The organism is Pseudomonas sp. LSJ-87 (genome assembly GCF_032971465.1).
In the GTDB taxonomy this organism is placed as follows: domain Bacteria; phylum Pseudomonadota; class Gammaproteobacteria; order Pseudomonadales; family Pseudomonadaceae; genus Aquipseudomonas; species Aquipseudomonas putida_Z.
On record NZ_JAWJYQ010000027.1, the window covers coordinates 101747 to 126176 of the forward strand.

Sequence of the window (24430 nt, forward strand, 5' to 3'; positions counted from 1 at the left end):
AGGCAACTTGACCGCCCCCTCGCTGGCGTACCGTGACCGGGCGCGAAGCTCATCCACGCTGGGTTTCGATCCAGGAGCTTCACGTCCCCCCCACAAAGAAAACAAAAGCAGGGATCAGGATGACAATGACAAGCGCGAGTGGCGCCAGCAATCAGCTGGCGCAAGGCTTCAAGCAACGCCATGTGACCATGCTCTCCATCGCCGGGGTGATCGGTGCCGGGTTGTTCATCGGCTCCGGGCACGCCATTGCGGCGGCCGGCCCTTCAGCCATCGTCGCCTACGCACTGGCCGGCGCGCTGGTGGTGCTGGTGATGCGCATGCTCGGGGAAATGGCCGTCGCCAGCCCCGATACCGGCTCGTTCTCCACCTACGCAGACCGCGCCATCGGCCGCTGGGCCGGCTTTACCATCGGCTGGCTGTACTGGTGGTTCTGGGTGCTGGTGATTCCCATCGAGGCCATTGCCGCCGGTGTGGTGCTCAACAACTGGTTCCCGCACATCGATGCCTGGTTCTTCGCCCTGAGCATGACCGTGCTGCTGACCGCCACCAACCTGTTCAGCGTGGCCAAATACGGCGAGTTCGAGTTCTGGTTCGCCATGCTCAAGGTCATCGCCATCGTCGCCTTCATCGCCCTGGGCGCCGCAGCCCTGGCCGGCGTTTTGCCGGGGCGTGAAGTCAGTGGCCTGCCACTTCTGCTGGAGCAGCAGGGCGGCTTCATGCCCAATGGCTGGACCGCGATCATCGGTGCCTTGCTGACCACCATGTTCAGCTACCTGGGCACCGAAGCGGTCACCATCGCCGCCTCCGAATCGAAAGACCCGGCGCGCAACATCGCCAAGGCCACCCGTTCGGTGATCTGGCGCATCAGCGTGTTCTACCTGCTGTCGATCTTCGTGATCATCTCGGTGGTGGCGTGGAACGACCCGCTGCTGCCGGTACAGGGTTCGTACCAGCGGGCGCTGGAAATCATGAACATTCCTTACGCCAAGCAACTGGTGGACATCGTGGTACTGGTGGCGGTGGCCAGCTGCCTGAACTCGTCGATCTACATTTCGTCGCGGATGCTCTACTCGCTGAGCAAGCGCGGTGATGCGCCAGGCTTCATCCAGCGCACCTCGAAGGTGGGCGTGCCACGTGCGGCGGTGATCGGCAGCACGCTGATCGGCATGCTGGCGACCATCGTCAACTACTTCGCCCCGGCCGAGGTGTTTGCCTTCCTGCTGGCCAGTTCCGGGTCGATCGCGTTGCTGGTGTACCTGGCGATTGCCTTCTCGCAACTGCGCATGCGCGCCATCCTGCAGCGGCAGAATGTCGAGATTGCCTTCCGCATGTGGCTGTACCCATGGCTGACCTATGCGGTGATCGGTTTCATCATCTTTGCCCTCGGCACCATGTTCGTCATGCCCAAGCACCGCATGGAGGTATCGCTGACCCTGGCGCTGGCCCTGGTGATCCTGGTGCTGGGGGTGATTACCAGCAAGCGGCATGCGCGGCGGGAGGCCTTGGCAACCGCGTGAAGAGATTTGTGTGAATGGAAGAGAGCCACCTGCCTGCAGGTGGCTTTTTTGTTTGTGCCGGCCCTTTCGCGGGTAAACCCGCTCCCACAGGGGTACCACTGTGCTCAAGTCCTGTGGTGATCCTGTGGGAGCGGGTTTACCCGCGAAAGGGCCGGCAAATTTTGCCCATTTGTCTGATCTGGATAATTTTCTGCCCGGTTTGGCAATGCAGCCCCAAGGGGTGTTTAATCTCACCCTTGAACCCGCTGGACCCCTTGAAAACAAAGGCCCAGACAGATTTCACCGTTCATCGAAAATGCTGTAGACATATTGTCTAACAGTGCCCTATAGTCGTTATACAAATAGTAGACACAGCTCTATGACAACAAAGAAGGCCGCCATGAAAGCCACCGTCCAACCACTCAGTGCAGAAGTGCCGCAGGACCGCAAGGCCGTCCTCGCCGAAGCGCTGCGCCGCCGGATCCTCAGCATGGAACTGGCCCCGGGCGCGGTGGTGGACGAACTGGCCCTGTGCGACGAGTTCGGCCTGTCGCGCCCGCCAGTGCGTGAGCTGCTGCGCCAGATCGCCGCCGAAGGCTACATCGAACTGGAAGCCAACCGCGCGCCACGTGTCGCTGCCATGAACCACGAGTCGCTGCACAGCTTCTTCGTCGCCGCCCCGCTGATCTACATCGCCACCACCCAGCTGGCCGCCACCTATGCCAGCGCCGCCGAGATCGAAGTGCTCAAAGGTATCCAGGCCCTGTTCCGCCAGGCCATCGAAGAGCGCGACGTGGAAAACCGTGTGCTCTACAACGACGCCTTCCACCTGGAAATCGGCAAGATGGCGCACAACGACTACCTGCTGCCAAGCCTGCGTCGCCTGCTGATCGACCACACCCGGCTGGGCAAGATTTTCTACCGCCACCCGACCACCGATGACATGCAGCACGACCTCGAGATCGCCTGCGAGCAGCACGAGCAGATGATCCAGGCCATCGAGCGCCGCGACCCGCAAGCTGCCGGCCAGCTGGTGCGCGAGCACTTCGAGCTGTCGCGCCGGCGCATGGCCGAGTACGCCGCGCCGCAAGGGCTGGATGTACCGATTCAGATATGAGTTACCAAGGTCAGGCAACTGACGCTGACCACCCGTCGACAACAAGAACCAGGTTAGTGACATGACAAGAATTAGTTCGTTACCTGCCGATGATGCCACCTGTGGCTGGTATCACCTGAGCAAGCCCCGCACGCCAAGGCCGGCCCACAGTGGCCACAGCCAGGCGCGCTGGGTGGTGGTCGGCGCCGGTTTCACCGGCCTGGCTGCCGCACGGCAGCTGGCAACGAACTTCCCGGACGACGAGATCGTGCTGATCGAGGCCCAGGAGGTCGGCTTTGGCACCTCCGGGCGCAACGCCGGCTTTGCCATCGACCTGCCGCACGACATCGGCGCCGAGGACTACATCGGCGACATCGACATCGCCAAGACCATCCTCAAGCTCAACCTGGGTGGCCAGTCCTACATCAAGGAACTGATCGAGCGCTACGATATCGAGTGCCAGTTCCGCCACTGCGGCAAGTACCAGGCGGCCGTCGAAGACCGCGGCATCGCCGTGCTGGATGCCTACCGCCGCGGCCTGGACAAGCTCGGCCAGCCCTACGAAGTGATCGAAGGCCGCGACCTGCCCGAGCACATCGGCACGCATTTCTACCGCAAGGGCCTGTTCACCCCCGGCACCGCCCTGCTGCAGCCGTCGGCGCTGGTCAAAGGCCTGGCCGACAGCCTGCCGTCCAATGTTTCGCTGTATGAACGCACGCCCATCACCGAGGTCGACTACGGCGACAAGGTAGTGCTGCGTCATGCCAACGGTTCGATCACCGCCGACAAGCTGGTGCTCACCACCAACGCCTTCGGCATGAGCTTCGGCTTCCTCAAGGGCCGCATGCTGCCGGTGTTCACCTACGGCAGCATCACCCGCCCGCTGACCGAGGAAGAGCAGGCGCGCCTGGGCGGCAAACCCTACTGGGGCGTGATCCCGGCCGACCCGTTCGGCACCACCATGCGCCGCACCGTCGACAACCGCCTGCTGATCCGCAACAGCTTCAGCTACAACCCCGACGGGCGCAGCAACCGCAAATACCTGGACCGCTTCGTCCAGCGCCACCGCGAATCGTTCGCCCGGCGTTTCCCGATGCTGCCCGGGGTGAACTTCGAATACACCTGGGGCGGTGCACTGGCACTGTCGCGCAACCACATGGGGTTCTTTGGCAAGTTGGCGCCCAATGTTGTCGGCGCACTGTGCTGCAACGGCCTGGGTGTTACCCGTGGCACTGTCACCGGCAAGTTGCTGGCCGACTGGCTGGCCGGCGACAAGAACGAACTGATCGAGTTCTTGCTCAATGCTCCCGGGCCTTGTGCAAACCCGCCGCAACCCCTGGTTTCCCTAGGCTTGAACGCAAACCTGATGTGGGGGCAGTTCCGCGCTGGCAAAGAAAGCTGACCGCTGACGGCGTTGCAACTTTGAACACTTGATGCCGGTGGCGATTTAGCCGGCACGGGCGCCCTTTGCCCGAAATTGATGATTGGCCAACAGGCCGGTCACCCGGGGCTGAACGCTGTTTTCAGTTTCGCGGGCACGCTCGCCTTGAATTTGTGCATGTAACAGAAGTGGCAGGAACAACAATGACAAGTCCAAATGTTTCGATTGAAGATGTACCGATCAACAACTTTCACCAGTTGCTGACCCTGCGTTCCGGTGGCGGCTCGTTCGTCGATGGCTATGTATTGAGCATCATCGGCGTTGCCATGGTGCAGATGTCGGCAGGCCTCAACCTGACCAGTTTCTGGCAGGGCATGATCGCCGCTTCGGCGCTGATCGGCATTTTCTTCGGTGGCTTCTTCGGCGGCTGGTTGACCGACCGCTTCGGCCGCAAGCGCGTGTTCTTCGTTGGCCCGACCCTGTTCATCCTGGCCTCGATCGCGCAGTTCTGGGTGGAATCGGCGATGGTCCTGTTCCTGCTGCGCTTCGCCATCGGCATCGCGGTGGGCATCGAATACCCGGTGGCCACCTCGCTGCTGGTGGAGTTCCTGCCCAAGAAGAACCGTGGCCCACGCCTGGCCACCCTGACCGTGCTGTGGTTCGCCGGTGCCGCCTGCGCCTACATGGTCGGTGAAGCGATCCTGCGCCACGGTGGCGATGATGCCTGGCGCCTGGTGCTGGCCAGTGCCTCGGTGATCGGCGCGCTGCTGTTCGCGATCCGTATAGGCACCCCCGAATCGCCGCGCTGGCTGATCAGCAAAGGCCGTTCGGCCGAAGCCGAGCAAGTGATCGAGCGCGTCTACGGCAGAGATTTCTCGCTGAAGAACCTGCCGGAAGAGCCCAAGACCCGCAAGCTGTCGTTCTTCAGCCTGCTGCACTCCGGCTACGGCAAGCGCATGCTGTTCGTCACCATGTTCTGGACCTGCTCGGTGATCCCGGTGTTCGCCGTCTACGCCTTCGCTCCGAAAGTGTTGGGTGCACTGAACCTGAAAGGGGACTGGGCCGCCATCGGGTCGGTCGCCATCACCTGCCTGTTCGTGGTCGGTTGCATCATCGGCACCCGCCTGCTGAACACCATCGGCCGCCGCACCACGCTGCTGCACAGCTTCTTCTGGTCGGGGCTGGCGTTGCTGGGCCTGGGCGCTTTCAGCAACGGCAACGAGATGCTGATCCTCGCCCTGTTCGGCGCCTACGCCTTGTTTATCGGTGGCGCCCAGGTGTTGCAGCTGGTGTACCCCAACGAACTGTTCCCTACCGAAATCCGTGCCGGTGCCGTTGGCGTGGGCACCTCGATGTCGCGGGTCGGTGCCGCGGTCGGCACCTGGCTGGTGCCCATCGCCCTCGATAGCTATGGCATCGGCGCCACCATGTATGCCGCCGCCGCGGTGACTTTCGTCGGCCTGGCCTTCTCCGTTGCCCTGGCCCCGGAAACCCGCTCGCTCAACCTGCAACAAGCGGCTTCGCTGAGCTGAATTCATGACGACCCGCCGCAGCGTCGATCCGCTGCGGCCTTTACAACACTGAGCAACGCACTGGAGAACCTACCGTGAAATTCGAAGGCATCTACACCCCGGCAATCACTCCGCTGGCTGCGGACGGCTCGATCGACAAGGCGGCGTTCGCCGAGGTCCTCGAATACCTGGTCGAGTCGAAAATCCACGGCGTCATCATTGGTGGCTCCACCGGCGAGTACTACGCCCACACCACCCAGGAGCGCATCGACCTGGCCGCCCAGGCCAAGGACGTGCTGGCCGGCCGCCTGCCACTGATCGTCGGCACCGGTGGCATCCGCACCGAAGACGCCGTGGCTTTCGCCCAGCACGCCAAGGAAATCAAGGCCGACGCACTGCTGGTGGGCACCCCGCCGTACGCACTGCCGACCCAGCAGGAAATCGCCCTGCACGTCAAAGCCGTCGACGCCGCCGCCGGCCTGCCGATCATGCTCTACAACTACCCGGGCCGCATGAGCGTGAGCATGGGCGAAGAGTTCTTCGACGCCGTGGCCGACGTGAAGAACATCGTCGCCATCAAGGAAAGCTCCGGTGACATGGGCCAGCTGCACCGCCTGGCCATCCAGCGCCCGAACATCCAGCTGTCGTGCGGCTGGGACGACCAGGCCCTGGAGTTCTTTGCCTGGGGTGCCAAGAGCTGGGTCTGCGCCGGTTCCAACTTCATCCCGCGCGAGCACGTGGCCTTGTACGAGGCCTGTGTGATCGAGAAGGACTTCGACAAAGGCCGCAAGATCATGGGCGCCATGATGCCGCTGATGGACTTCCTCGAAGGCGGCAAGTTCGTCCAGTCGATCAAGTACGGCTGCGCCCTCAACGGCCTGAGCACCGGTGGCGTACGCAAGCCGCTGTATGACCTGGATGCGGCCGAGAAGCAGGAACTGCAGCGCGTGGTCACCGAACTCAAGCGCAACATCGCACAGATCATCGGAGGAGCCTGAAAATGGCCGATTTGCTGAGCAAGGAACAATACGCGGCCCTCGCCGCCGAACTGCAACTGCGTACCCAGGCGTTCATCGACGGTGAGTTCCGCGATGCCATCTCGGGCAACACCTTCGTCACCACCAACCCGGCCACCGGCAAGCAGCTGGCCGAAGTCGCCGCCTGCGATGTCAACGACGTGAACGTGGCCGTGGCCGCCGCCAAGCGCGTGTTCGAACAGGGCACCTGGTCGAAGATGCAGCCGAACGACCGCAAGCACGTGCTGCTGAAGTTCGCCCAGCTGCTGGAAGACAACGCCCACGAACTGGCCGTGCTGGAAGCGCTGGACAGCGGCAAGCCGGTCAGCGAGTGCCAGAACGTCGACGTGCCGGAAACCATCCACACCATCCGCTGGCACGCCGAGCTGATCGACAAGATCTACGACGCCACGGCCCCGACCGGCAATGCCGCCGTGACCATGGTGGTGCGCGAGGCCATCGGCGTGGTCGGCCTGGTGCTGCCGTGGAACTTCCCGCTGCTGATGCTGGCCTGGAAGATTGCCCCGTCGCTGGCCGCCGGTTGCTCGATCGTGGTCAAGCCAGCCAAGGAAACCACCCTCAGCGCCCTGCGCGTGGCCGAACTGGCCCACGAGGCGGGTATTCCTGCAGGCGTGTTCAACCTGGTGCCTGGCGGTGGCCGTGAAGTGGGCGAGGCCATTGGCCGCCACATGGACATCCCGATGGTCAGCTTCACCGGCTCCACCGACACCGGCCGCCTGTTCCTGAAGTACGCCGCCGAGTCCAACCTCAAGCGCATCGTCCTGGAGCTGGGTGGCAAGAACCCGGCCGTGGTCATGAACGACTGCGAGGACCTGGACGAAGTGGCCCAGTTCGTCACCGCCGGTGCGTTCTGGAACATGGGCGAAAACTGCTCCGCTTCTTCGCGCCTGATCGTGCACAAGGATGTGAAGGACCAGCTGCTGGGCCTGATCGCCAAGCACCTGAAGGACTGGAAGCTGGGCGACCCGCTGGACCCGGACAACCGCCTGGGCGCCATGGTCAGCAAGTCGCACTTCGAGAAGGTCAAGTCGTACCTGGAATACGCCGCCGAGCACAAGCTCAGTATCGTCCAGGGTGGCGAGACCGAGGACGGCGTGTTCGTGCAGCCGACCATCGTCGACAACGTTGGCCGCGACAACAAGTTGTTCGTCGAGGAAATCTTCGGCCCGGTGCTGAGCGTGACCAGCTTCGAGACCATCGACGAGGCGATCGAGTTGGCCAACGACACCGTCTACGGCCTGGCGGCCTCGGCCTACACCGGCAGCCTGCGCAATGCGCTGCGCCTGTCGCGTGAAATCCGCGCGGGCGTGGTTACGGTCAACTGCTTCGGCGAAGGGGATGTCACCACGCCGTTCGGTGGCTACAAGGAGTCCGGCTTCGGTGGGCGCGACAAGTCCATCTGGGCCCATGACCAGTACACGGAGCTGAAGACCATCTGGATCAACGCTTCGTGACCTGAGCAAGACCGGTGCTGTTCTGACGGAGTTCGGCACCTGGCCGCCCTGTGTTGTCCGGGCTGGCCTCTTCGCGGGTAAACCCGCTCCCACAGGGAGTGCACAGTCTGTGGGAGCGGGTTTACCCGCGAAAGGGCCGGTCCTGCTGCCGCAGTGGCGGCCTTTTTACTACTTGAACTTGGGCCCCGAACGGGTATTCAGCCCCTTGGCCATGCGGTCATACAGCACCACATTCACCGTCGCTGCCAGGTTCATGCAGCCCTCGGTCGGAATGTAGATGGTCTCTTCGCACCACGCCCGCACATCGGCACTGAGGCTGCCGTCTTCCGGCCCGAAGATGTAGATGGCCCGGTCCGGGTGGGTGTATTCCGGCAATGGCCGCGCGCCTTCCACCAATTCCACAGCCACCGGCGTGCAGCCCAGCGGGATGATGCGCTGCAGGTCGTCGATGCCGATCAGCGGGATGTCGTAGTGCACGCGCTTGGTGTCGGTGACGAAGTCACGGGCACGCTCGTAGCGTTTGCCGGTGTAGAACACCGAATTGACGCCGTAGCAACCCGCGGCGCGCATCACCGAGCCGACGTTTTCTGCCGACTTGGGGTTGAACAGGCCGATGCAGCTGTATCGTTTGTTTGCCACGTACCGGGGCCCTTCGCGAAAAAAGCGCGATTATACGGGCTGCCCGGTAGCAGCGGGGGGCGAATCGATGGTCAGTCTTTCTTCAGCATGCCCGCCAGCCCGGCGAACGGGTTGTGGGTGGCCTTGGCGATGCTCGGGGTGCTGGTGGAGCCTTCGCTGAAGTACTGCTGGTCGGTGTAGCGCGAGTGCTCGTTGTCGTGGCAGTACAGGCACAGCAGCTCCCAGTTGGAGCCGTCCTGCGGGTTGTTGTCGTGGTTGTGGTCGCGGTGGTGCACGGTCAGCTCGCTCAGGCGCTTGCCGGAGAACTCGCGGGCGCAGCGGCCGCAGACGTGCGGGTACATTTTCAGGGCCTTGTCGCGGTAACCCATTTCCTTGTCGCGCTTGGCATCGGCCAGGATGCGGTCCAGGCGCGCGGTGGCGGCGGCGGAAGAGGTGGAGCTCATGGTGTTTCCTTTGTTCTGATCAGGCAAATGACGGTTATGCATTGAGTCTAGCGCGCTTGCGGGGCAGGCGGACAGGCGAAAGCCGTGATTTAGGCGTAGCCTGTAGGAAGGTTCCCGACAGGAGGTTGCTGATGTTTCGCGCGATCCTCGTTGTGCTGTTGTTCGCCGGCCTGCCCATGGCCGAAGCTGCCAGCACGCCACCCCGGTTGAGCACGCCGGTGCCCGGTGCACCGGGTACGCCTACGCCTACGCCATATCCGCAGATTACCCCGAGTACGCCGCCCAAGGCCTATGACAGCCAGCCGGGGGCGCCCCTGTTGCCGCCGATGCCGGTGCCCGGGCCGCCGAAGGACCAGCCATTGCCGGGGTTGCGCCAGGACCCGCCGAAGCAGCCGGTGCAGGATGATTGAATTCAGCCGGCCTGCCCCGGTTTTCTGTGGGAGCGGGTTTACCCGCGAAGCAGGCGCCGCGGTGGATGGCACGGGCTTCGCCCGTGTTCGCGGGTAAACCCGCTCCCACAGGGATCGCGCAGGATTCAGGACATGCGCGATCCCTGTGGGAGCGGCCTTGTGTCGCGAAAGGGGCGCAAAGCGCCCCCGGCTTTCTCAAGCCAGACCTAGCTCGCCGAACACGAACGCGTACTCAAGGGCCACATCCTTGAGCCCCTGATACCGCCCGCTCATCCCGCCATGCCCAGCCCCCATCTCGGTCTTGAGCAGCAGCAGGTTGTCGTCGGTCTTGCGCGTGCGCAGCCGCGCCACCCACTTGGCCGCTTCCCAGTACTGCACGCGGCTGTCGTTGTAGCCCGCCACCACCAGCATCGCCGGGTAGGCCTGTGCCTTCACGTTCTCGTACGGTGCGTAGGCCTTGATGCGCTCATACACCTCCGGCTCCTCAGGGTTGCCCCATTCGTCGTACTCGGTCACGGTCAGCGGCAGCTCGGGGTCGAGCATGGTGTTGAGCACGTCGACGAACGGCACTTCGGCAATCGCACAGCGGAACAGCTCGGGGCGCAGGTTGAGCACCGCGCCCATCAGCAGGCCACCGGCGCTGCCGCCACTGATGGCCAGGCGGTCGGCAGCCGTGACACCCTCGGCGATCAGGTGCTCGGCACAGGCGATGAAGTCGCTGAAGGTGTTGTGCTTGTGCTCCTGCTTGCCGGCGCGGTACCAGGCTTCGCCCAGTTCACCGCCGCCACGCACATGGGCGATGGCAAAGGCCACGCCGCGCTCCAGCAGGCTCAGGCGCGCGTGCGAGAACCACGGGTCGAGGCTTTCGCCATAGGCGCCGTAGCCATATAGGTACAGCGGCACGGTCTGGCCCAGGTCCTGGCGGCGGCGCACCAGGCTGATCGGCACCCGGGTGCCGTCCGCTGCGGTAGCCCACAGGCGCTCGCTGACATAGTCGTCGGCATCGAACGGCCCCAACACCGGGGTTTGCTTGAGCACCGCCTGGGCACCGCTGGCCAGCTCCAGCTGGCGTACCTGGGCCGGGCGGTTGAGTGCTTCGTAGCGCAGGCGCAGGCGTGGGCTGGCGAACTCCAGGCTGTCCTGCACGTACAGGCTGTAGGCCGCGTCGGGCAGTTCGACGCGGTAGGCCGCCAGCCCCTGTGGGCGTACCTCGATGATCGGCAGGCCGCCTTCGCGCAGGCTCAGGGTCAGCGCGCCGGCATTCAGGCTGAGGCCTTCAAGCATGATCGCGTCGCGGTGCGCTACCAGCACCTGCCATTGCTCACGGCTGGGCACCGGTGCGACTGGGGCGTGGTACAAGGCGAAGTTGATGCCGTCCTGATTGGTGCGGATGAACCAGCGCCACTGGCCGTCGAGCTGGCCGTGGTCGGGGAAGTACTCGTGGCCTTCGACCCGTGGCGCCAGGCAGGTGAACGGTGCCTGCGGGGTTTCCGCGTCCAGTACCCAGGCTTCGCTGGTGGTCTTGCTGTTGAGCAGCAGCACCAGCTGGCGTTCGGAGCTGGTGCGGTAGCAGTGCAGGAAGAAGCGCCCGTCGGGCTCCTCGAACACGGTCTGCGCGCCTTCGTTGCCCAGGGTGTGGCGACGCAGGCGCCACGGGCGGTGGGTGTCGTCCAGTTCGGCGAAGAACAGCGTCTGGCTGTCGTTGGCCCAGGTCAGGCTGCCGTCGCAGTCGTCGAAGGGCAGGGTAGTGACGCTGCCACTGGCCAGGTCCTTCACGTACAAGGTGAAGATTTCGTCGCCGCTGGTGTCCAGGCTGTAGGCCAGCAGGCGGTGGTCGGGGCTGACGTTGAACGCGCCGAGGGACAGGAAACCGCCATTGGCCAAGGCGTTGGGGTCGAGCAGCAGTTGTTCCTGGCTTTCATCGACCGTGTTGGAGTCGTCGGCCGGGCGCGGGCAGCGGTAGTGACGCGGGTACTCGTCGCCCGCGGTGGTACGGGTGTAGTACAGGTAGGGGCCCCAGGGCGCCGGCAGCGACAGGTCGGTTTCCAGGATGCGGCCCTTGATCTCTTCGAACAGTTGTTCGCGCAGCGGCGCCTGGTCGGCCAGACAGGCTTCCTGGTAGGCGTTCTCGGCCTGCAGGTAGGCAAGCACTTCGGGGGTGTCACGCTGTTGCAGCCAGGCGTACGGGTCGCTGGCCTGGGCCTGGTGGGCAATCGGGGGTTGGGGCTTGGTTGGCATTGAGGATCTCTTGATTGGGGTTGCCTGAGCCGGCCTCTTCGCGGGCTTGCCCGCTCCCACAGGCACTGCACAGTTTCAAGATCTGTGGTGAACCTGTGGGAGCGGGCAAGCCCGCGAAGAGGCCGGTACAGGCAAACACTGTCTGCGCCCGGAAAAGTGTTTATCATAGGCATCTCTTTGCCTGGCTTGCACGAACACCATGACCGAGAACGACTACACCCTCGCCTGGGGCCTTTACGCCGTTGCCGCCCTGGGCTGCCTGATGGTGGGCTTCAAGCTCACCGGCTGGATGTGGCGCTGGCTGCGCGAACCGTTGCGGGTGGTGCTGGCGGTGCTGCTGCTGACCCCGACCATCGTCGACCCGGTCAAGGACAGTTTCGCCCCGGCCATTGCCATCACCGCCCTGGATGTCGCTTTCAAGGTCGGCAACAACGCCTGGCGCGCTGTATCCGACTTCGCCATGTACGGCATGGGCGCGTTTTCCCTGTATTTCCTTTTCGTACTGCTGCGCTTGCCGCTGGAAAAGCGCGCCCGCGAGCGCCGCGCGCAGGCCGAGGCCGCTGCCCAGCGCCAGGCTGCCGAAGATGATCAGCTTGGCGCCCAGGGCCCGCTGGCCGCAGAGCGCCGTGACCGTTACCGTGATGCGCCACCCCCTGCCGCCCCAGCCGTCTCCCGAGGCGGCGGCCGGGTCGAGCCACGTCTGTAAGCGGAGACACTCCTATGTGCGAACTGCTGGGCATGAGTGCCAACGTCCCCACCGACATCGTCTTCAGCTTCACCGGCCTGATGCAGCGCGGCGGCCGTACCGGCCCGCACCGTGACGGCTGGGGCATTGGCTTCTACGAAGGCCGTGGCCTGCGCCTGTTCCAGGACCCGGCCGCGAGCAGCGAGTCGGAAGTGGCCAACCTGGTGCAGCGTTACCTGATCAAGAGCGAAGTGGTCATCGGCCACATCCGCCAGGCCAACGTCGGCAAGGTGTGCCTGTCCAACACCCACCCGTTCGTGCGGGAGATGTGGGGCCGCAACTGGTGCTTCGCGCACAATGGCCAGCTGGGCGACTTCAAGGGCCAGGCCAGTTTCTACCGGCCGGTGGGCGATACCGACAGCGAGGCGGCCTTCTGCGACCTGCTCAACCGCATCCGCAGCGCCTTCCCAGAGCCCGTGCCGGTGGAACAGCTGCTGCCGGTGCTGGTCGAAGCCTGTGCCGGCTACCGCGGCCAGGGCGTGTTCAACTGCATGCTTAGCGACGGCGACTGGCTGTTCTGCTTCTGTTCGACCAAGCTGGTGCACATTACCCGCCGGGCACCCTTTGGTGCGGCGCGGTTGAAGGATGTCGACCTGATCGTCGATTTTCACACCGAAACCACCCCTAACGACGTGGTCACGGTGATCGCCACCGAGGCCTTGACCGAGAACGAGACCTGGCAGCGCTACGAGCCGGGTCAGTGGGCCCTGTGGCGGCACGGCGAGTGCGTGGCGCACGGCCAGAGCTAAGGACGCGGCATGTTCAGAAGTTACCTGCGGTTGCTGCTGTTTACCTTCGGCCTGCTGGCCGGTATCCAGGTCCCGGGGCTGGTGAAGGACTACAGCCAGCGGGTCGAGGCGCACCTGTTCGAATCACGCGAGGCGCTCGACGGCTTCCGGCAGACCGCCGAACGCTTCTTCAATGGTGACCTGCAGGCGCTGCTGCGGCATTACCGCAGCAGCGACGACCCGGTGTTCAACAGTGATGCCAACAGCATCGAAAGCCTGATGATCCGCAACGAACTGCTGGAAAACGAATGGCAGGCGCTGCAAGCGCCATGGGCGCAGCGTACCTGGCACGTGCTGGTACAGGCCGACCCGCAGTTGCGCGAAGAAACCCTCAATGGCTACAGCTACCAGATCCTGCTGGTGCCCGAGGCGGTTGGCTGGGGGCTTGGTGCAGGGTTTGTGCTGGCCTTCGTGGTCGAGAGCCTGTTGCTGGCGATTGGCTGGGTGATCCTGGGCGGGCGGCGTGGGGCGGTGAAAGAGAGCTGGCGCTGATTTTTGCTGTGCCTGTGCCGGCCCTTTCGCGGGTGAACCCGCTCCCACAGGTACTGCGCAGCCCTCAAGACCTGTGGTGACTCTGTGGGAGCGGGTTCACCCGCGAAGAGGCCAGCACAGGCACTGCAAATCTGTCAGACCAACACAATCCGCTGCCCACCCACATCCCGCGCATACCTCTCCAGCACCTGCCGGCAAACCCCGACCACTTCATCCACCAACGCCACCCCGGTCTGCCAGGCCACCACCAGCTCCAGGCTCGGCGGCGGTTGCAGCCCCTGCAGCAATACCAGCTCACCCCGGCTCAACTCGGCATCCACCAGCGCCGGTGGCAACGCACCAATGCCAAACCCGTCGCGCAACAGCCGGGTAATCGCCGCCACCGAGTTCACGCAGTTCAGCCGCGGCGTTTCGGCCCCGGCACTCAGCAGCAGGCTCAGCACTTCCTGGTGCGGCCGCGAGTTCTTCGAGAAGGTGATGATGCGCTCACGCCCAAGCTCGGCCAGTGAGGCATAGTCGCGGTGCTGGTGCGAGCCGGCGGCCACCACCCAACCCATCGGGTAGCGCGCCAGGTCCAGGCTGCGGATCGACTGCTCGCGCAGCAGGTCGGTCTGCAGGATCACGTCGAGAAAGCCCTTCTGCAATTGCTCGCGAAGGTTCAGTGCAGTGTCGGCCACCAGTTCGATTTCCACCTGCGGGTAACGCTCGGTCAGCTCCGCCACCAGCGCGCTCATCCAGGTGTGGATCACCGTGTCCATCACCCCGATACGGATGCGCCCGACCTTGGCCCGGTCGCTGTCCAGCGACTGCTTCATGGCCTTGGCGGTTTCCAGCATGCGCTCGGCATATTCCAGCACCTTGCCGCCTTCCGGGGTCAGGCTGACGCCACGTGAATCGCGCAGCAGCAGCTTCACGCCCAGGTCGGCCTCCAACGCGGCGATGCGGCTGGAAACCGAGGCCTGGGTAGTGAACAGCTTTTCCGCGGTCAGGCGGAAGCTCTTGAGCCGGGCGACCCAGACGAAGGTTTCGAGGAAGCGAAGGTTCATGATCAGTTTTTCTTGTTCCAGACCGGCGGTTTTTCTCGTTGGACGCAAATGGCGCGGCCTCTGAACAATGGCAGCCAGGCCGCGACTCATTGTCGCCCATAAAACAATACCAACAAGCCGAGGCAAGCATGAACCCCACCGGCGTGCAGCAGCAGGTCAGTTCCCCATCTTCGTCCGGGCCTTTCGCCTGGTATCGCGACATCGACTCACAGCAGCGCCGGACGTTCTGGAGCTGCAAGATCGGCTATGGCCTGGACGGCATGGACACACAGATGCTCAGCTTCGTCATTCCGACGCTGATCATGCTGTGGGGCATCACCACCACCGAAGCCGGGTTGATCCACACCAGCACCTTGATCGCCTCGGCCGTGGGTGGCTGGGTGGCCGGCATTCTCTCCGACCGCATTGGCCGCGTGCGCACCCTGCAACTGACGGTGCTGTGGTTTGCCTTCTTCACCTTCCTCTGCGGCTTCGCCCAGAACTACGAACAGCTGCTGATCGCCCGCACCCTGATGGGCTTCGGCTTTGGCGGTGAGTGGACCGCCGGCGCGGTGCTGATCGGCGAGGTGATCCGCGCCCAGGACCGTGGCAAGGCGGTGGGCATGGTGCAGTCCGGCTGGGCCCTTGGCTGGGGCCTCACCGCCATCCTCTACGCACTGCTGTTCTCCTGGCTGCCGGCCGAGCAGGCCTGGCGCGCGCTGTTCCTGCTGGGCCTGGTACCGGCGATCTTCGTGATCTTCGTCCGCCGCCTGGTCAAGGACCCCGAGGTATACCGCGAGGCCAAGGCGGTGGAAAACGCCGAGGCACCTGCGCAGTTCTACGAAATCTTCGCCCCGGGCATGCTCTGGACCACCGTGCGTGCGTCCCTGCTGACCACCGGCGCGCTGGGCGGCTACTACGCCATTACCTCGTGGCTGCCGACCTTCCTCAAGAACGAGCGCGGCCTGAGCGTGCTGGGTACCGGTGGCTACCTGGCCATGGTGATCGTCGGCTCCTACGTCGGCTATGTGGTCAGTGCGTACCTGTCCGACCTGCTGGGGCGCAAGAAGAACTTCATCCTGTTCGCCGTGGGCTCGTTCGTCATCGTGCTGCTGTACACGCAAATGCAGGTCAGCGACGGCGTGATGCTGTGGCTGGGCTTCCCGCTGGGCTTCTTCGCCTCGGGCATCTTCAGCGGCATGGGCGCGTTCCTCACCGAACTGTTCCCCACGCGTATCCGCGGTTCGGGGCAGGGCTTCTGCTACAACATCGGCAAGGTCATCGCGGCACTGTTCCCGCTGCTGATCGGCGTGCTCGGCCAGAAGGTACCGCTGGGCCTGGGTATCGGCGTGTTCTCCGCCGTGTCCTACGGGGTGGTGATCGTGGCGGCGCTGAGCCTGCCGGAAACCCGCGGCAAACAGCTGCAGGCGCGTTAAGGTAGGCATATGAACAACGACAACGGAGGCCGTGCGGTGGAACGCCTGCTACTCAATTGCGACATGGGCGAGAGTTTCGGCAGCTGGCGCATGGGCCTGGATGCCGAAGTCATGCCCTACATCGACTGCGCCAACATCGCCTGCGGCTACCACGCCGGCGACCCCAGCATCATGCGCCGCACCGTGGCCCTGGCGCTGGAGCACGGCGTGACCATCGGCGCGCACCCGGCCTACCCGGACCTGGTCGGCTTTGGCCGCCGCTCCATGGCCTGCAGCCCGGAGGAAATCCGCGACCTGCTGCATTACCAGATCGGTGCGCTGGACGGCATCTGCAAAGTGTTGGGCGGCCGTGTGGCCTACGTGAAACCCCATGGCGCGCTGTACAACGACATGATGGCCGACCCGCTCAAGCTGCGTACCGTACTGGAGGCTGTGGCGGCCTATGGCGGCGGCCTGCCGCTGATGCTGATGGCTACCGCCGACAACCGCGCCGCCCAGGCCTTGGGCGATGAAATTGGCGTGCCGCTGTGGTTCGAAGCATTCGCCGACCGCGCCTATACCGCGAGCGGGCACCTGGTGTCGCGGCGCCTGCCCGGTGCGGTGCACCACGACCCGGCGCTGGTGGTGGAGCAGGCCGTGCGCCTGGCCCGTGGCGACACGCTGGTGGCGGACGATGGCAGTGCGTTGAGGCTGGTGGCCAGCACCCTGTGCGTGCACGGCGACAACGACAGTTCGGTGGCGGCGGTACGGCAGATTCGCCAGGCCCTCGATGCCCTGGAGTCGCGATGAAGCCGCGTATTGAAATTGTGGCCATCGACAGCCTGATGGTGCGCCTGTTCGATTCCATCGACGAGGGCAACATGCCGTGGATGCTTGCCGCCAGCCAGCGCTTGCGTGCGGCGTTCGGCGAGCACTTGCTGGACCTGGTGCCGTCCTACACCACGCTGATGGTGCAGTTCGACCTGCCACCGGGTGAGGCGAGGGCACTGATCATCCGTGCGCTGGAGGGCTTGCAGCCAGACACGGGCAGCGGTGGCCGCCGCCATGAGATCCCGGTGTGGTACGACGCCAGCGTCGGCCCGGAACTGCCGGTGTTGACGGCCCGCAGTGGCTTGAGTGAAGCAGAGGTGATCCGCTTGCACAGCGAGCGCGAGTACCCGGTGTTCGCCCTGGGTTTCGCCCCCGGTTTCGGCTTCATGGGCCTGGTGGACGAACGCCTGGCCAGCCCGCGCCTTGGCACCCCGCGCAAGCGCGTGGCGGCCGGCAGCGTCGGCATTGCCGAGCGCCAGACGGCGGCCTATCCGGCGGTATCGCCGGGTGGCTGGAACCTGATCGGGCGTACCCCGGTGCGCCTGTTCGACCGTGAACGCGAGGGCTACAGCCTGTTGCAACCCGGTGACCGGGTGCGCTTCGTGCCGGTTTCGCGCAGCGAGTTCGTGGCGTTGGGCGGTGATGTGGAGGCACAAGCATGAAGCAGTTGAAGATCGAGGCCAGTACGCCGCTGTGCCAGTTGCAGGATGCCGGGCGCTTCGGCGTACGCCACCTGGGCGTGACCCAAGGCGGGGCGCTGGACTGGGTGGCGATGCACTGGGCCAACTGGCTGCTGGGCAACCCGTTGGCGGCGCCGGTGGTCGAGGTGGCGCTAGGTGGTTTCTGTGTGGTCGCAGAGCAGGATTGTGTGCTGGCCCTGGCCGGTGCCGACCTGGATGCGCGGGTCGATGATCAGCCGCTGGCGCCCTGGCGCAGCTTTGCATTGGCCAAGGGGCAGCGGTTGACCCTGAAACAGCCGAAGCAGGGCGTGCGGGCCTACCTGGCAGCACCTGGCGGGTTCCTGGGCGAGGATGTGCTGGGCAGCCGTGCCACGGTCGTGCGGGAGGAACTGGGCGGTATCGATGGCCAGGGCTCTGCGCTTGGCAAAGGCCAGCTGCTGGCATTTTCCAGCGCTTCAGCGACCTTGCGTGAGGTACCGGCAGCGCTGCGGCCACAGTACGCACAAAAGCCAGTGCTCGACCTGGTGATCGGCGCACAGATCGGTGACTTCAGCGGTACCAGCCTGTTCGAGGCGTTCAACCGCGAGTGGACGCTGGACAGCCGTGCCGACCGCATGGGCATCCGCCTGCTGGGGCCGCAGCTGGTCTACCAGGGCGCGCCGATGATTTCCGAGGGGATTCCGCTGGGGGCGGTGCAGGTGCCGCCGGATGGGCAGCCGATCGTGTTGCTCAATGACCGGCAGACCATTGGCGGCTATCCGCGGCTGGGGGCATTGACGCCGTTGGCGCTGGCGCAACTGGCGCAGTGCATGCCGGGGGCTGTGGTGCGGTTCCGGGCGGTGGTGCAGGATGAGGCGTGGCGGGAGCAGCAGGTATATCTGGACCGTTGGCGTTAAGGCTGCCGGCCTCTTCGCGGGTGAACCCGCTCCCACAAGTACCCCACAGGCCTCAAGGCTTGCGCAATACCTGTGGGAGCGGGTTCACCCGCGAAAGGGCCGGTACCGGCAAAATCACTTGGACAGGTAACGCATCCCTTCCTCCAACCCCTGCAAGGTCAGCGGGTACATCTTGTCTTCGATCAAGTCCCGCACCAGGTGTGTCGATGCGGTGTAGTCCCAGGCCTGCTTCGGGTACGGGTTGATCCAGATGATCTTCCTGAATTTCTCCATGAAACGCTGCATCCACACATACCCGGCTTCTTCGTTCCAGTGCTCCACGCTGCCACCCGGCTGGGTAATCTCGTAGGGCGCCATGGCCGCGTCGCCGACGAACACAACCTTGTAGTCATCGCCGTACTTGTGCAGCAGGTCGAAGGTGGAATAGCGCTCCGAGGTGCGGCGCAGGTTGTTCTTCCACACCGACTCGTACACGAAGTTGTGGAAGTAGTAGTACTCCAGGTGCTTGAACTCGGTCTTGCACGCCGAGAACAGTTCTTCGCAGACCTTGACGTGGGCGTCCATCGAGCCACCGATGTCGAACAGCAACAGCAGCTTCACCGTGTTGCGCCGCTCGGGGCGCATCTGGATGTTCAGCAGCCCTGCATCCCGCGCGGTGTGGTCGATGGTGCCGTCGATGTCCAGCTCTTCGGCGGCGCCTTCACGGGCGAACTTGCGCAGCCGGCGCAAGGCCAGCTTGATGTTGCGCGTGCCCAGCTCCACCTGGTCGTCCAGGTTCTTGTATTCGCGCTGGTCCCACACCTTCACCGCCTTGCCCTGGCGCTTGCCGGCCTCGCCCACGCGGATGCCCTCGGGGTTGAAGCCGCCCGAGCCGAACGGGCTGGTGCCGCCGGTGCCGATCCACTTGTTGCCGCCTGCGTGACGCTCCTTCTGCTCCTCGAGGCGCTTCTTGAACTCTTCGATCAGCTTGTCCAGGCCGCCCAGCGACTGGATCTGCGCGCGCTCCTCATCGGTCAGCGAACGCTCGAACTCCTTGCGCAGCCAGTCTTCGGGGATCAACGCCTCGATGTGCTGGTCGAGGTTTTCCAGGCCCTTGAAGTAGGCGGCGAAGGCGCGGTCGAACTTGTCGAAGTGGCGCTCGTCCTTCACCAGGATGGCGCGGGCGAGGTAGTAGAACTCGTCCATGTCGGCGAACACCACGCGCTTTTGCAGGGCCTGGTGCAGGTCGAGCAGTTCGCGTACCGATACCGGCACCTTGGCCGCGCGCATTTCATTGAACAGGTTGAGCAGCATGGCCCGGCTCCTGTCAGCGGTTGCCGCGCCGGCTCATGAAGGCCAGGCGCTCGAGCAGTTGTACGTCCTGCTCGTTCTTCACCAGCGCGCCGGCCAGCGGTGGAATGGCCTTGGTCGGGTCGCGTTCGCGCAGCACCGCTTCACCGATGTTGTCTGCCATCAGCAGCTTGAGCCAATCGACCAGTTCGGAGGTGGACGGCTTTTTCTTCAGGCCTGGTACCTTGCGCACGTCGAAGAACACGTCCAGCGCCTCGCTTACCAGCGACTGGCTGATGTTCGGGTAGTGCACGTCGACGATCTGCTGCAGGGTAGTGCGGTCGGGGAAGGCGATGTAGTGGAAGAAGCAGCGGCGCAGGAAGGCGTCCGGCAGCTCTTTTTCGTTGTTGGAGGTGATGATGATGATCGGGCGCTGTCTGGCCTTGATGGTCTCGTCGATTTCGTAGACGTAGAACTCCATCTTGTCGAGTTCTTGCAGCAGGTCGTTGGGGAACTCGATGTCGGCCTTGTCGATTTCGTCGATCAGCAGGATGACCCGTTCCTCGGCCTCGAAGGCCTCCCACAGCTTGCCCTTCTTCAGGTAGTTGCGCACATCGTGGACCTTGTCCACGCCCAGCTGCGAGTCACGCAGGCGGCTGACCGCGTCGTACTCGTAGAGGCCCTGGTGGGCCTTGGTGGTGGACTTGATGTGCCAGGTGATCAGGCGCGCACCGAACGAGGCTGCCAGCTGCTCGGCGAGCATGGTCTTGCCGGTGCCGGGTTCGCCCTTGACCAGCAAGGGGCGTTCGAGGGTGATGGCCGCGTTTACCGCCAGTTTCAGGTCGTCTGTGGCGACGTAGTCGCGGGTGCCTTCGAACTTCATGGGTCTGTCCTCTGAGGGTAGCCTGTACTGGCCCTATCGCCGGCAAGCCAGCTCCCACAGGTACAGCACAGCTCTTGAGAACTGTGGGGATCCTGTGGGAGCTGGCTTGCCGGCGATAGGGCCGGAACAGGCAGCACATATTTTGATTTGTCACCGACTATAACGCGGGGTTCGCCGACTGGAAACGCAGACCAGGTATTCAGTCCCTGAATGCCCCGTCACTCGATCCTAGTCGGAATCCGGCGCGTCACGCTCATACCGCGCATTGAACGCCTGAATGAACCCGTTGCGCAGGATCTGCAGAAACGCCTCGAAGGCGCTGATATCCTGCTTGTGCACGCTACCGCTGAGCTCTACCCGGGTCGCGAACTGGTTCTTCGGCTGGTTCTTCAATACCGTCTCGGTCGCGCCCACCAGCGCTTCCCAGACTGAGCGGAAGAAGCCTTTGTCCTTTTCCTGCACATCCTGCTGCCAGTCGAACACATCCACATCCCGCAACAGTGGCTTGATGTACCCATTCAATCGCCCGTTGGTCGCCTCGGCCTCTATCACCACATCGCCGTGCCCGGCATTGAAGTCGAACTTGCCATATGCGCTGGCGAAGTCGTTGAGCTTGCGCAACTCGATACCCGTGGCGCGCAGGCGGAACTCGAAGTCGTCGAAATCGCTGAACGGGTCGAAGGTGGCGCGACTTTCCACCTTGGCATCGCCTACGATCAGCGCCGTGCCATCGAAGCTGGCATCACGTCGGCCCTTTTCGTCACGAATGTTGGTGAGGTTGCGAATACTGGCATCGAGCTGAGTGGCCTTCAGGTTGACGGGTGGCTTGGAGTTGAAGTTGCGGAAAGTCAGCACGCCTTTGTCGATGCGAACCTCGTTAAGGGTGATCGGCAGCAGTTTTTCCAATTGCTGGCGCCAGTCGGTGCCCTGACCGGTCTGCGAGTTCTGTTTGTTGCCGCCATCGACGAAGTTGAGCTCCGGCCGGTCGAACACCACTTCGGCAACCACTGCGCGGTCGTACCACAGGGCGTGCCAGCTCACCGACAGGTCGATCAGCGGCGCGTCGAGAAACGGCACCGGCACCTTGCCGGTGGTCTTGACGATCTTCAGCCCATTGATCTGGTACGCGCCGCGCCACCAGGCCAGGTCCACATCGGCCACCTGGCCACGGTAGTCGCCCATGTCGGCCAGTTTGTCGTTGAGGTAGTCGCGCACCAGGTAGGGCAGGGCCAGGTGCAGCGCCACCAACAGCACGATCAGGCTGGCCAGGCCGATCAGCGGCCAGCGATAACGGGCTCTCATCGAAGTGTCTCCAACGCAGGATATGCGGTTGACCGCAACGAGTCCGCGTGAGTTCGAACAGGCTTTACGGGCCACCGGCCCGGGCTTACCCTTGAGGTCTTTCCCTGCTTTTTTTCATGCCAAGGACCCCTGCCATGAGCCGCATCTTTGCAGACAACGCCCACTCCATCGGTAACACACCGCTGGTGCAGATCAACCGCATTGCCCCGCGCGGCGTGACTATCCTGGCCAAGATCGAAGGGCGTAACCCGGGCTACTCGGTCAAATGCCGCATCGGCGCGAACATGGTCTGGGACGCCGAAAGCAGCGGCAAGCTCAAGCCGGGCATGACCATCGTCGAACCCACCTCGGGCAACACCGGCATCGGCCTGGCCTTCGTCGCCGCCGCCCGTGGCTACAAGCTGATGCTGACCATGCCTGCCTCCATGAGCCTGGAGCGCCGCAAGGTGCTGAAGGCGCTGGGGGCCGAGCTGGTGCTGACCGACCCGGCCAAGGGCATGAAGGGCGCCATCGAGAAAGCCAACGAAATCGTCGCCTCCGACCCGGCCCAGTACTTCCTGCCGGGCCAGTTCGAAAACCCGGCCAACCCGGCGATCCACGAAAAAACCACCGGCCCGGAAATCTGGAACGACACTGACGGCGCGGTCGACGTGCTGGTGGCGGGCGTCGGCACCGGCGGCACCATCACCGGTGTTTCGCGCTACATCAAGCATACGCAGGGCAAGGCGATCCTGTCGGTGGCGGTGGAACCAGTGGCATCGCCGCTGATCAGCCAGACCCTGGCCGGCGAAGAGCTCAAGCCCAGCCCGCACAAGATCCAGGGCATCGGCGCAGGCTTTGTGCCGAAGAACCTCGACCTGTCGATCGTCGACCAGGTGGAAACGGTGACCGACGAAGAGTCCAAGGCCATGGCCATCCGCCTGATGCAGGAAGAGGGCATCCTCTGTGGCATTTCCTGTGGTGCGGCGATGGCAGCGGCCGTGCGCCTGGCCGAAAAACCGGAAATGCAGGGCAAGACCATCGTCGTGATTCTGCCGGACTCCGGTGAGCGCTACCTGTCGAGCATGCTGTTCAGCGACATGTTCAGCGAGCAGGAAAACCAGCAGTAATGGCCTTGCCGCTGATCCCGCGCAACGTTCGGCGGCTTGGTTTATTGCAAAATCTTCATGATTGAGTTGCTGCCAGGGCTGTTTTTACCCTGGCGGCATCAGTTTATGATGGCAGGATGATTTATCGGAGTGCAGGGCGCGCAGCCCTGTTTCTTCCTCAAGGAGTGAAAGCATGACCTTTTCCTTTGCAGCCAAGGCGGGTGTCTTGCTGGTGTTTTTTGGCAGCGTGCTGTTCGTGCACCTGCGCGGCAAGGCTCGCTTGCCGGTGTTGCGCCAGTTCGTCAACCATTCGGCGCTGTTCGCCCCTTATAACAGCCTGATGTACCTGTTCTCCGGCGTACCGTCCAAGCCCTACCTGGACCGCCAGCGCTTCCCCGAGCTGGACGTGCTGAAGGACAACTGGCAGGAAATCCGCGAAGAGGCCATGCGCCTGTTCGACGAGGGCTACATCCGCGCCGCCGAGAAGGATAACGACGCAGGCTTCGGTTCGTTCTTCAAGAAAGGCTGGAAGCGCTTTTACCTGAAGTGGTACGACAAACCGTTGCCTTCTGCCGAAACCCTGTGCCCGCGTACCGTCGAGCTGGTCAGCAGCATCCCCAACGTCAAGGGCGCGATGTTCGCCCTGTTGCCCGGCGGCAGCCACCTGAACCCGCACCGCGACCCGTTCGCCGGTTCCCTGCGCTACCACCTGGGCCTGTCCACCCCCAACTCCGATGCTTGCCGCATCTACGTCGATGGCGAGGAATATGCCTGGCGTGATGGCGAGGACGTGATGTTCGATGAAACCTACGTGCACTGGGTCAAGAACGAGACCGACGTTACCCGGGTGATTCTGTTCTGCGACATCGAACGCCCGCTGAGCAGTCCACTGATGACCCGCATCAACCGCAAGGTCAGCGCCTTCCTCGGCCGTGCCACCGCGCCGCAGAACACCGACGACGAGCGTGTGGGCGGGATCAACCAGGCCTACGCCTGGAGCAAGCGCTTCAGCAACCGGATCAGTAGCAAGGTCAAGCAGTTCAAGCGCGCCAACCCCAAGGCCTACCGCGTGCTGCGGCCGGTGCTGGCGGCGGTGGTGGTGTACCTGTTGTATCACTGGTTGTTCTGATTTCTGCCTGTTGGGGCTGCCTTGCAGCCCATCGCGACACAAGGCCGCTCCTACAGGTGATCGAGTACTCCTGTAGGAGCGGCCTTGTGTCGCGATAGGGGCGCAAAGCGCCCCCGGCGCCCTCTCAGCAAACCACTCAGGCAAGACCTTCCAGCAAACCGTCCGCTCGCACGATATCGACT

At 63.9% G+C, this 24430-nt stretch carries 23 protein-coding genes; 16 read left to right on the top strand and 7 right to left on the bottom strand.

The features are described 5' to 3' along the window. Window positions 1-119: 119 nt before the first annotated feature. The 6 genes from gabP to RYH74_RS17660 all read left to right on the top strand — a co-directional run bounded on the left by gabP (window position 120) and on the right by RYH74_RS17660 (window position 7975). Window positions 120-1517 carry a GABA permease gene (gene gabP, locus RYH74_RS17635; protein ID WP_025340219.1) on the top strand — a complete coding sequence of 466 codons (1398 nt, stop codon included), beginning with the start codon at window positions 120-122 and terminating at the stop codon, window positions 1515-1517. Between the two features lie 379 nt (window positions 1518-1896). Further along, window positions 1897-2613: a GntR family transcriptional regulator gene (locus tag RYH74_RS17640; RefSeq protein ID WP_075046029.1), complete on the top strand. Its 717-nt coding sequence runs from the start codon at window positions 1897-1899 to the stop codon at window positions 2611-2613. A gap of 61 nt (window positions 2614-2674) precedes the next feature. Next, window positions 2675-3994, top strand: coding sequence for an NAD(P)/FAD-dependent oxidoreductase (locus tag RYH74_RS17645; protein WP_274079730.1), 1320 nt, complete (start codon window positions 2675-2677; stop codon window positions 3992-3994). A 182-nt stretch (window positions 3995-4176) separates the two neighbouring features. After that, entirely contained in the window at window positions 4177-5505 is a 1329-nt protein-coding gene (locus tag RYH74_RS17650; protein ID WP_317409833.1) for an MFS transporter, read from the top strand. Window positions 5506-5579: 74 nt separating this feature from the next. Next, a complete protein-coding gene (locus tag RYH74_RS17655; protein ID WP_075046026.1) occupies window positions 5580-6482 on the top strand; it encodes a dihydrodipicolinate synthase family protein in 903 nt (300 codons plus the stop codon). 2 nt (window positions 6483-6484) lie between these two features. Further along, a complete protein-coding gene (locus RYH74_RS17660; protein ID WP_025340214.1) occupies window positions 6485-7975 on the top strand; it encodes an aldehyde dehydrogenase in 1491 nt (496 codons plus the stop codon). Between the two features lie 168 nt (window positions 7976-8143). Here RYH74_RS17660 and RYH74_RS17665 read toward each other — a convergent pair whose 3' ends face one another. Together RYH74_RS17665 and RYH74_RS17670 are read right to left on the bottom strand one after the other, a co-directional pair. Continuing rightward, complete coding sequence (locus RYH74_RS17665) at window positions 8144-8614, bottom strand: RNA methyltransferase (RefSeq protein ID WP_025340213.1); 471 nt, start codon at window positions 8612-8614, stop codon at window positions 8144-8146. Window positions 8615-8685: 71 nt separating this feature from the next. Beyond that, entirely contained in the window at window positions 8686-9057 is a 372-nt protein-coding gene (locus RYH74_RS17670; protein WP_003259546.1) for a YajD family HNH nuclease, read from the bottom strand. 131 nt (window positions 9058-9188) lie between these two features. Here RYH74_RS17670 and RYH74_RS17675 point away from each other — a divergent pair, with 131 nt between their 5' ends. Continuing rightward, window positions 9189-9467, top strand: coding sequence for a hypothetical protein (locus RYH74_RS17675; protein ID WP_075046024.1), 279 nt, complete (start codon window positions 9189-9191; stop codon window positions 9465-9467). A gap of 195 nt (window positions 9468-9662) precedes the next feature. On the opposite strand, the gene RYH74_RS17680 is transcribed toward RYH74_RS17675, so the two are convergent. Continuing rightward, window positions 9663-11705 (bottom strand): S9 family peptidase, encoded by a 2043-nt coding sequence (locus tag RYH74_RS17680; protein ID WP_085618073.1) that lies wholly within the window; start codon window positions 11703-11705, stop codon window positions 9663-9665. A gap of 199 nt (window positions 11706-11904) precedes the next feature. Here RYH74_RS17680 and RYH74_RS17685 point away from each other — a divergent pair, with 199 nt between their 5' ends. Genes RYH74_RS17685 through RYH74_RS17695 form a run of 3 tightly spaced genes read left to right on the top strand, consistent with a single transcriptional unit; the run spans window position 11905 to window position 13730 of the window. Further along, window positions 11905-12411 carry a hypothetical protein gene (locus RYH74_RS17685; RefSeq protein ID WP_025340210.1) on the top strand — a complete coding sequence of 169 codons (507 nt, stop codon included), beginning with the start codon at window positions 11905-11907 and terminating at the stop codon, window positions 12409-12411. Window positions 12412-12425: 14 nt separating this feature from the next. Continuing rightward, on the top strand, window positions 12426-13199 hold the full coding sequence (locus tag RYH74_RS17690; RefSeq protein ID WP_317409834.1) for a class II glutamine amidotransferase: 774 nt from the start codon (window positions 12426-12428) through the stop codon (window positions 13197-13199). A 9-nt stretch (window positions 13200-13208) separates the two neighbouring features. Beyond that, window positions 13209-13730, top strand: a complete 522-nt coding sequence (locus RYH74_RS17695; RefSeq protein WP_003259551.1) for a DUF2937 family protein — start codon at window positions 13209-13211, stop codon at window positions 13728-13730. Between the two features lie 134 nt (window positions 13731-13864). Here RYH74_RS17695 and RYH74_RS17700 read toward each other — a convergent pair whose 3' ends face one another. Then, on the bottom strand, window positions 13865-14776 hold the full coding sequence (locus RYH74_RS17700) for a LysR family transcriptional regulator (protein WP_015271343.1): 912 nt from the start codon (window positions 14774-14776) through the stop codon (window positions 13865-13867). Window positions 14777-14904: 128 nt separating this feature from the next. On the opposite strand from RYH74_RS17700, the gene RYH74_RS17705 reads away from it, so the two are divergent. The 4 genes from RYH74_RS17705 to RYH74_RS17720 are packed head-to-tail and all read left to right on the top strand — an operon-like array spanning window position 14905 to window position 18577. After that, complete coding sequence (locus RYH74_RS17705; RefSeq protein WP_013973753.1) at window positions 14905-16191, top strand: MFS transporter; 1287 nt, start codon at window positions 14905-14907, stop codon at window positions 16189-16191. Between the two features lie 9 nt (window positions 16192-16200). Then, the gene (locus RYH74_RS17710; protein ID WP_025340208.1) at window positions 16201-16980 is read left to right on the top strand and encodes a 5-oxoprolinase subunit PxpA; all 780 of its coding nucleotides are present in this window, start codon (window positions 16201-16203) and stop codon (window positions 16978-16980) included. Beyond that, window positions 16977-17663, top strand: coding sequence for a 5-oxoprolinase subunit PxpB (pxpB, locus tag RYH74_RS17715; RefSeq protein WP_317409835.1), 687 nt, complete (start codon window positions 16977-16979; stop codon window positions 17661-17663). The genes RYH74_RS17710 and pxpB overlap by 4 nt, the downstream gene beginning before the upstream one ends. Further along, the gene (locus RYH74_RS17720; RefSeq protein WP_075046020.1) at window positions 17660-18577 is read left to right on the top strand and encodes a biotin-dependent carboxyltransferase family protein; all 918 of its coding nucleotides are present in this window, start codon (window positions 17660-17662) and stop codon (window positions 18575-18577) included. The genes pxpB and RYH74_RS17720 overlap by 4 nt, the downstream gene beginning before the upstream one ends. A gap of 114 nt (window positions 18578-18691) precedes the next feature. Here RYH74_RS17720 and RYH74_RS17725 read toward each other — a convergent pair whose 3' ends face one another. The 3 genes from RYH74_RS17725 to RYH74_RS17735 form a co-directional block, all read right to left on the bottom strand. Further along, window positions 18692-19870 (bottom strand): vWA domain-containing protein, encoded by a 1179-nt coding sequence (locus RYH74_RS17725; RefSeq protein ID WP_085618086.1) that lies wholly within the window; start codon window positions 19868-19870, stop codon window positions 18692-18694. Between the two features lie 13 nt (window positions 19871-19883). Further along, window positions 19884-20729 carry an AAA family ATPase gene (locus tag RYH74_RS17730; protein WP_013973748.1) on the bottom strand — a complete coding sequence of 282 codons (846 nt, stop codon included), beginning with the start codon at window positions 20727-20729 and terminating at the stop codon, window positions 19884-19886. A gap of 228 nt (window positions 20730-20957) precedes the next feature. Then, window positions 20958-22031 carry a DUF748 domain-containing protein gene (locus RYH74_RS17735; RefSeq protein ID WP_137164624.1) on the bottom strand — a complete coding sequence of 358 codons (1074 nt, stop codon included), beginning with the start codon at window positions 22029-22031 and terminating at the stop codon, window positions 20958-20960. Between the two features lie 134 nt (window positions 22032-22165). Between RYH74_RS17735 and cysK the strand changes: the two genes are divergently transcribed. Together cysK and RYH74_RS17745 are read left to right on the top strand one after the other, a co-directional pair. After that, window positions 22166-23140 (top strand): cysteine synthase A, encoded by a 975-nt coding sequence (gene cysK / locus RYH74_RS17740; RefSeq protein ID WP_013973746.1) that lies wholly within the window; start codon window positions 22166-22168, stop codon window positions 23138-23140. 172 nt (window positions 23141-23312) lie between these two features. Continuing rightward, window positions 23313-24248: an aspartyl/asparaginyl beta-hydroxylase domain-containing protein gene (locus RYH74_RS17745; RefSeq protein ID WP_075046017.1), complete on the top strand. Its 936-nt coding sequence runs from the start codon at window positions 23313-23315 to the stop codon at window positions 24246-24248. Window positions 24249-24430: the final 182 nt, after the last annotated feature.

Excerpts from the sequence above, each read along its gene's own strand:
- RYH74_RS17640 (WP_075046029.1), top strand. The coding sequence starts at position 1,897 with ATGAAAGCCACCGTCCAACCACTCAGTGCAGAAGTGCCGCAGGACCGC.
- RYH74_RS17675 (WP_075046024.1), top strand. The coding sequence starts at position 9,189 with ATGTTTCGCGCGATCCTCGTTGTGCTGTTGTTCGCCGGCCTGCCCATG.
- gabP (WP_025340219.1), top strand. The coding sequence starts at position 120 with ATGACAATGACAAGCGCGAGTGGCGCCAGCAATCAGCTGGCGCAAGGC.
- pxpB (WP_317409835.1), top strand. The coding sequence starts at position 16,977 with ATGAAGCCGCGTATTGAAATTGTGGCCATCGACAGCCTGATGGTGCGC.
- RYH74_RS17680 (WP_085618073.1), bottom strand. The coding sequence starts at position 11,705 with ATGCCAACCAAGCCCCAACCCCCGATTGCCCACCAGGCCCAGGCCAGC.
- RYH74_RS17725 (WP_085618086.1), bottom strand. The coding sequence starts at position 19,870 with ATGCTGCTCAACCTGTTCAATGAAATGCGCGCGGCCAAGGTGCCGGTA.
- RYH74_RS17650 (WP_317409833.1), top strand. The coding sequence starts at position 4,177 with ATGACAAGTCCAAATGTTTCGATTGAAGATGTACCGATCAACAACTTT.
- RYH74_RS17735 (WP_137164624.1), bottom strand. The coding sequence starts at position 22,031 with ATGAGAGCCCGTTATCGCTGGCCGCTGATCGGCCTGGCCAGCCTGATC.
- RYH74_RS17745 (WP_075046017.1), top strand. The coding sequence starts at position 23,313 with ATGACCTTTTCCTTTGCAGCCAAGGCGGGTGTCTTGCTGGTGTTTTTT.
- RYH74_RS17690 (WP_317409834.1), top strand. The coding sequence starts at position 12,426 with ATGTGCGAACTGCTGGGCATGAGTGCCAACGTCCCCACCGACATCGTC.
- RYH74_RS17705 (WP_013973753.1), top strand. The coding sequence starts at position 14,905 with ATGAACCCCACCGGCGTGCAGCAGCAGGTCAGTTCCCCATCTTCGTCC.
- RYH74_RS17710 (WP_025340208.1), top strand. The coding sequence starts at position 16,201 with ATGAACAACGACAACGGAGGCCGTGCGGTGGAACGCCTGCTACTCAAT.
- RYH74_RS17685 (WP_025340210.1), top strand. The coding sequence starts at position 11,905 with ATGACCGAGAACGACTACACCCTCGCCTGGGGCCTTTACGCCGTTGCC.
- cysK (WP_013973746.1), top strand. The coding sequence starts at position 22,166 with ATGAGCCGCATCTTTGCAGACAACGCCCACTCCATCGGTAACACACCG.
- RYH74_RS17720 (WP_075046020.1), top strand. The coding sequence starts at position 17,660 with ATGAAGCAGTTGAAGATCGAGGCCAGTACGCCGCTGTGCCAGTTGCAG.
- RYH74_RS17695 (WP_003259551.1), top strand. The coding sequence starts at position 13,209 with ATGTTCAGAAGTTACCTGCGGTTGCTGCTGTTTACCTTCGGCCTGCTG.
- RYH74_RS17700 (WP_015271343.1), bottom strand. The coding sequence starts at position 14,776 with ATGAACCTTCGCTTCCTCGAAACCTTCGTCTGGGTCGCCCGGCTCAAG.
- RYH74_RS17730 (WP_013973748.1), bottom strand. The coding sequence starts at position 20,729 with ATGAAGTTCGAAGGCACCCGCGACTACGTCGCCACAGACGACCTGAAA.
- RYH74_RS17660 (WP_025340214.1), top strand. The coding sequence starts at position 6,485 with ATGGCCGATTTGCTGAGCAAGGAACAATACGCGGCCCTCGCCGCCGAA.
- RYH74_RS17670 (WP_003259546.1), bottom strand. The coding sequence starts at position 9,057 with ATGAGCTCCACCTCTTCCGCCGCCGCCACCGCGCGCCTGGACCGCATC.
- RYH74_RS17645 (WP_274079730.1), top strand. The coding sequence starts at position 2,675 with ATGACAAGAATTAGTTCGTTACCTGCCGATGATGCCACCTGTGGCTGG.